Raw genomic sequence first — 6,591 nt, forward strand, 5'->3', positions numbered from 1 at the left:
CATAAACTTCGTGACATCCTGCTTTCTTCACATATTTATTCTGATGTGGAGTCGTTTTTTTTGTATGATTTTTTGGTGTGTGGTTTATTTTGGTGTTTGAATTGTTTTTTTGTTTTAGATTTTTTTAAATATTCGGAAAAGGCTTATAGTGTATTGTGTGAATATTAGAAATTAACTAATTGTTCGGTGATGTGAATTGTCTGGTAAACCCAGCTACATGCTTATGCTTCAAATTGAACATGGAGAAAAGATTCCTCTTCCCTTTAAACATGAAAACCTGTCGAGTGAAAGTATTGTAGCTATTATCGATGAGGTTAATGACTCTTTGTACCTATGGTTTGGTAAGGATTGTAGTGATGTTCGCAAGAGATCGGCTACGCGTACTGCGCAATCGATTAAAAAATCGGGATTTGCATATGGACAACTCCACATCGGCCACGATTTAAAAAATTTAAAAATAGTCGATGAGTCTAACCTAAAAGATCCAGAGATATCGGCTTATAACTCAGAATTGCAATCCATCTTCAACCGTAGATTCGGGATGAAGGATCAGTTCGTAATGGAAGTCGGGGTGAAACCGCAGGTGGGTCCTATTCCTCAGCCCGTAGAGCAGGAAGCCTACGCTGAGGCCGAGCCTACGATTATTGCTCCTAAACCGGTGGGGGCTCCTAAACTGGCCCCGATCTCTGAAGAGGTTGAACCGCAGCCCGTGGTAGCGGCTAAACCTGTTAGTGCTAAAAGACCGGTTTCGACAATTGATCCCGAATTGGCTGGTCAGGTTAAGCTCGGGCTTCTAACTGTTTTGCTAGCCCAAAAGTTTGCCGGTTTTCAGTTGAAAACTACTCTGTCTAGTGGCGGGATGACGATTTACGAGTTTTTGAGCAGTGGAGGTACCCTGTGTAAGGTTTCTCTGGAAGGAAGTGATCTTGTTATTCAACCGGAGTCTGAATTTGGCGGAAGAAGAGATGAGATAATTTCTCTTTTGAGAAGTAGGGTTGGTTCGCTTAGCCTTTAGACTTCTTTTTCCTCTTTTCTCCTTTTTATGCTATACTATTTTTCGCGCAAAAGTGATGTATGCGGTGTGTGCTATCATTCTGGTTTCCGGTCTGGTTTTTCCCTCTTCCACAATAATGTCTCTAACCATGCACTCCTGGGTTCTAATGTCGATGAAGTTTTCATTTTTCAGTTCTTTCACTGTTTTTTGTGCCTGTTCAATCGTGGGCGTGTATGAGCAGAAATGGCCTCCCCCCACAAGGGCGTTGTGGGCTAATTTAACAGCAAGCCATGGTGTAGCCATGTCCAATACCACAGCGTCAATATTTTCTTCCTCTATGCCTTCCAGAATGTCTTTGTTTTTGAGTTCCACGTAATCTATGACCTCTGCTTTTTCCAGGTTTTTTCTCGCTATTTTTGAGAATTCTTCTCTGCTCTCATAGCTGTATACTCTTCCAGAGGGTTTAACATAATTTGCTAAAATGGTTGTTAGTGCTCCGCTTCCGGTGCCCGCCTCCACCACTCGGCTACCGGGACCGATGCCGGTGTTTAGCAGGATGAGTCCTATGTCCTTGGGATAGATGATCTGGGTGGCTCTCTGCATTTTCAGTATCAGATCCATGGGTGTAGGCTTAACCACGTAGAACTTGTGATTCAGGTTACTAAGAACCGTGGTCCCATAGGGTTTACCGATAATATCCTCAAAGTCTACCACTCCCCGATGGGTGTGGTGCTTTTTTCCCTCCTCCGCTTTTAGAAGCCACCTTCTCCTATTATCGTATATTAGGAGTACGTAGTCGCCTACCTTTACAATCATTTTCTTCCCTTCTCTATTAGAGGCTTGGTTCTCCAATGATGGGAATTTCTGTGCCACATTTGGGACATTTTTTATCATCTGTAATTCGATACCTGTTGATACTAAAAATGTATCTCTCTATGAGTAACTCGCCGCAAACCGGGCACCAGGTATTTTCACCAGGGTGTCCCGGCACGTTTCCAAGATAAACATATTTTAAGCCTGCATCCAACCCTATCTGCCTTGCCAGCTCCAAGGTCTTGGTGGGGGTGGGTCCTCTATCCCTCATTTTGTAATCCGGGTGAAACCGGGACACATGCCACGGAGTATTCTCATCTATGTCCCTTACTCTCTGAGCTATACTCTTTAAGCAATCCACATCATCATTTACTCCCGGGATTACCAGAGTGGTTATTTCGATATGGATTCCCCTTCTCTTTGCTTCACGAATATTGTCCCAAACATAATCCACATTAGCTCCACAGTACTTCTGCACGGTTTCCTTACATCCTTTCACATCCACGTTCATGGCATCCAAACCGCTTTCAAAGAGAAGATTTAGGGCCTCCGGCGTCATGTAACCGTTAGTCACATAGGTGTTATAATATCCACTGTCTTTCGCCAGTTTAAAAACATCTAATGAGTATTCCAGCATTAGGGTGGGCTCATTAAAAGAAATAGAGGTTCCCTGACACTTGTAGGCTTTAACCAGCCTCATAAAATGTTCCGGACTCACATAGTTTTTAAATTCATCAGGAGGAAATTTTGAAATTTCATAATTTTGACACCAAGGGCATAAAAAATTACAACTCCAAGAACCAACAGTTAAGGCTTTTGAGCCTGGATGGAAATGGAAGAAGGGTTTCTTTTCTATGGGATTTGCACTTAGGGAGGAAATGTCACCGTAGATTAGTGTAAAAAGCTTTCCTCCAATATTTTTTCTTGTTTTGCAGACCCCATATTTCCCCTCTAAAATTACGCATTTGCGCATACAGGTAAGGCATCTGATTTTTCCATCTTCAGTTTCCTCTACTAGTAATGCCTCCTTTAAACATAAATCATTATTTCCCATCTAAAAGCCCTCATTGCATATATCTTGAGCCTGCTTTTTTCTAGAAATTTAGCGTTTTTAACCTGAAGATTTCTCAACATCATTATAGGGTTGTTTTTTTAAAATTCTTTTTACTAAAATGTGTTTTATAAATAAATAAGGCTGTTAATGTTGGAAATGGCCTTATCGAAAACTGGTTGCCGTTTTAAATTCTGTTAACGGAAGCATAGTTTTATATGTGATTCCTTTTTATAATATTTTCTAAAATTTGATTTATAGAAGAATGGTTGGTGGTATCTTGGCTGAGAAAACGCGGCTACAACCTGCTGTACCCCTTAAACTTGAAAGCTTAGAGGATTTGGCGAGGATGCTGGTTTTTTGGATGGCTCGTGAGAGAGGTGCTTCGATTCTGTATTTTGAGAAGGATGGCAAACATATATATGGGGCTCTAACGGTGAGCTTTCCCGGGTACTATGATCTGAGGGGTCTTCCCCTGTTTATCTGTGTGGTCGGGAAAGAGGCTCCTAAGGGACAGTTTCTCCGATATCAGGGACAGCCGGAAGAATCCATAACTTTTGTAAAATCCATAGAAATTGATCCAAAATTCACATATATTCCCATCATAAAACTCGCCGAGCCTCCAGTATTTGTAGGAACAATTTAATATCCAAAAAATCAAACAATCCTAAATCTTTTTTATTTAGAGAGCCCGCTCATTTAAAGCGTTTTACATATTAATTAAAGATGGTAGAATTTTTTACCAGATTATTTCTTTTGGGGATGCTCTGGCAAAGCTCCAAATGAATACGAGGAGCCAGAGTGCTACCGTGACTCCAACCGCAGTGGTCATGATGGTGCTGTTTGTTTGGACTAGGTTCCAGATTTGAAATGCTAGGCTGAGGAAGATAGAATTCCCGGTGTCGATGAAGAAGTATGTGAAAATGGTTGGAATTTGGTGAACGGGAATAATGAGGTTGAACCAGTACTGGTAGGGGACATATTTTACTACTAGGTCGGGTATAGTGTACAGGTAATATGAGAGAAACTTGGGTGTTGTAGCCAGTTGGATTATGAATCTGCCTGTGAAGTAGTCTACTCCTAGGAATGCTCCGGCGAAGAAAAAGCCTATCAGTGAGGGGTTGAAGCCGCCGTTTCTTTGAAGTCCTTTAATTAAACATATTAGGAATACTAGGCCGAAGATTCCGAGGCAGGCGTAATTAATGTAGTTGAACAGAAGCTCAGGGTCTCCGCCCCACGTGAGGTATCCTGAAGGACTTATGCCTGGAAAGTAAATGTAGGGTAGTGTTAAGTAGGCTAAGACTAGGAAAACAATGAACTGGAAAATGGCCAGTAACCTGTATGGCACTTCGGTCATCTTTACTCCATAGGTTTGTGCTTCGAATTCCCCTGCTCCTGCAAAAATAAGCCAGATTACGGAGCCGATTGCTAGAGAATCCACTATGCACATGGCAATCACGTACACCATTATCATAACATTGGTCCAGATGCCCCAGATCCAATTTGCCATCAAAGCAAATATTTGTCCATTGTAAAAAATCCACGCGGCGTAAACTGGTAGTGGACAAATCATGAGCACTAGAAGAGCGGTATACACTATTCTGGTGGATCTGCTTGCCTTCCAAACCCAGTCGCTCATCGTGACGAGTCTTCCGGCAAGAATAATTCCTGCAAAGATGCCCAGAATGGGAGAAATCACGGGAAGTATAAAAAACATTATTACTATCAGGGTGTTGAAACCGTAGAACATGCGATATCGGAGAGGGATAATGGTGGTGCTGCTGTTCATTACTGAAAAAGTGTTGGCTAAACGGGTCCTGTTTATCACAATGAATAAGAGCCAAGGTAGTGAGAAAAAGATTGGCGCAACCACATAGTTCATCAAGAAATCTGTACCATTAAGGAATTGAGATGCTTGTGTTATGAATTGGAATAGGGGGAAATTAACAAGCATTGGATCGATTGGGAAAGGGTATTGATAGATTTTGAAGGGAGAAATGGCGAAGAGTAAGGCAAAATATATCGGTAACCCAATAGCGCAGATTACAACCAGTAATCTAACCGCTAAAACACCACCTATTCTTCTACCCATGGGGGATCCCTCAGAAAGATGGATTCCAAGCAATATTTTAAATAAGGGGCTACTCTATACTAAAAATTTTTCTATTTAGTCAAGATTCAAAGAATACATACATAGATAGTTTTTTTAGGAGTATTTTCAATTTTCCTATTATACCCATTAATACTAAATTTAGTCCTCCTTAACCTGGTTAAAGTTTAAATAGCAATAATTTTCCTTATGGATAGGGGCCTGAATTGGAAGACGAATTAAAAACCCAGATCCAAGAGTACTTGGAACTATGTCAAAGAGTAACCGAAGAACTGAGGAAAAAATACGGGTTCGAGATAGATTCGCCCGACTTTATTAGAGAACACTCCGAAGAGCAACTGGAACTCGCAGAGGACGTAAGAATATACATTCAAAGAATCACAGAGTACCTGGAACTAAGAAAGCGAGCTTTTAATGATTTCCTCTCTCATCTCTTCTGGCTAAAACAGGCGCAAGTCTCCACAAACCCCGATGAAATCTCATTTTATCTAAGTAACGCCATTGAAGGACTAATCGATATGGAAACCCTACTAAATCGAGAAACCGAACTGCTCATAAATTTTGAAAAAAATGTCCAAACCATAAAAAACTTCCTCAAAACAGTTGGGGAAACAAAAAAAGAATTCGAAGACTACCAAAAAATCTACCCAGAACTCCTAAGCAAACTTGAACAAATATTAGTAAATATTAAAAAAACAGCCTCCAAAACCACCTAAAAATTTTAACGCACCATAATTCAAGGAAAAACTCTTCTTCAACTATTAGAGGCTTTAGTTATCGGATTACCTCATTGATTTTATCTTTTATTTCCTTAGCAGACTTTTTGGGATTCTCGGATTGGTAGATTGTGCGTCCCACAATAGCGTAAGAGGTGCCGGCTCTAAAGGCTTCACTTATTAGGCCGCCCTGAAAACCGATGCCCGGGCTAAAAATCGGAATTTTTCCATCAAGGATTTGGGATACCCTTTCAATTATCTTAGGTTGTGTTGCACCCACCACTACCCCCTCCGCTCCCCAGGATTTCGCCTTCTCAGCAAAAACCTCATACTGCCAACGAAAATCGTTCTCATAAATCACTCTCTGACCATAACCCTCATCAGCACCCGAATGAGACATGTACACTAAAAGAATAACACCTCCACCATACTCCTCAGCCACACTAAAGACACTATCTAACCCCCCTCTAAAACCTACGAAAGGATTTGCGATTAAGGCGCCAAATCCGGCGTCAAAAATATGACGCGCAGTCCACTCATTGGTATGCTCCACATCGTTAAGCTTGCAGTCCATAATTAGAGGAATGCCGTAACTTGTTGTGGTCTGAATTAAAAATCGTAGCTCATCAAATAGACCTAATGGGAGTAAAAGTTGAAAGTTAATTTTAATTCCTGCAACATGGTCTCTAACATCATTTAAAACCTTCTGAGCTTTCTCCAGTAATTTTTTCTTAAAATCTTTCTCCTTAGACGACAATGATAAATCCAAGGCTAAAACTATACGACTCTCATTCTCCTGGGCAATTTTCCCAAGCTTTTCACTGAAAATCGACATAAAAACTCCACCCAACAAATGAAAAGCAAAACCAGTATAAAAAAACTATGCATCCCAAAAATAAAAAATTTT

At 40.8% G+C, this 6,591-nt stretch carries 7 protein-coding genes; 3 read left to right on the plus strand and 4 right to left on the minus strand.

Translation table 11 applies throughout. The features are described from left to right. Positions 1-196: 196 nt before the first annotated feature. Positions 197-1,015: a hypothetical protein gene (locus tag ACUVXA_RS11620; protein WP_445871431.1), complete on the plus strand. Its 819-nt coding sequence runs from the start codon at positions 197-199 to the stop codon at positions 1,013-1,015. A 30-nt stretch (positions 1,016-1,045) separates the two neighbouring features. On the opposite strand, the gene ACUVXA_RS11625 is transcribed toward ACUVXA_RS11620, so the two are convergent. Next, the gene (locus ACUVXA_RS11625; RefSeq protein ID WP_445871432.1) at positions 1,046-1,810 is read right to left on the minus strand and encodes a tRNA (adenine-N1)-methyltransferase; all 765 of its coding nucleotides are present in this window, start codon (positions 1,808-1,810) and stop codon (positions 1,046-1,048) included. A gap of 16 nt (positions 1,811-1,826) precedes the next feature. Then, complete coding sequence (amrS, locus tag ACUVXA_RS11630) at positions 1,827-2,861, minus strand: AmmeMemoRadiSam system radical SAM enzyme (protein ID WP_445871433.1); 1,035 nt, start codon at positions 2,859-2,861, stop codon at positions 1,827-1,829. Positions 2,862-3,138: 277 nt separating this feature from the next. Between amrS and ACUVXA_RS11635 the strand changes: the two genes are divergently transcribed. After that, the gene (locus tag ACUVXA_RS11635; protein WP_445871434.1) at positions 3,139-3,504 is read left to right on the plus strand and encodes a hypothetical protein; all 366 of its coding nucleotides are present in this window, start codon (positions 3,139-3,141) and stop codon (positions 3,502-3,504) included. A gap of 93 nt (positions 3,505-3,597) precedes the next feature. On the opposite strand, the gene ACUVXA_RS11640 is transcribed toward ACUVXA_RS11635, so the two are convergent. After that, positions 3,598-4,950 carry a hypothetical protein gene (locus ACUVXA_RS11640; RefSeq protein WP_445871435.1) on the minus strand — a complete coding sequence of 451 codons (1,353 nt, stop codon included), beginning with the start codon at positions 4,948-4,950 and terminating at the stop codon, positions 3,598-3,600. 224 nt (positions 4,951-5,174) lie between these two features. On the opposite strand from ACUVXA_RS11640, the gene ACUVXA_RS11645 reads away from it, so the two are divergent. Then, a complete protein-coding gene (locus ACUVXA_RS11645) occupies positions 5,175-5,684 on the plus strand; it encodes a hypothetical protein (RefSeq protein WP_445871436.1) in 510 nt (169 codons plus the stop codon). A 58-nt stretch (positions 5,685-5,742) separates the two neighbouring features. Here the strand turns inward: ACUVXA_RS11645 and ACUVXA_RS11650 are convergent, their stop codons facing one another. Beyond that, a complete protein-coding gene (locus ACUVXA_RS11650; protein WP_445871437.1) occupies positions 5,743-6,519 on the minus strand; it encodes an orotidine 5'-phosphate decarboxylase / HUMPS family protein in 777 nt (258 codons plus the stop codon). Between the last annotated feature and the right edge of the window lie 72 nt (positions 6,520-6,591).

This window comes from Candidatus Jordarchaeum sp., from assembly GCF_052745115.1.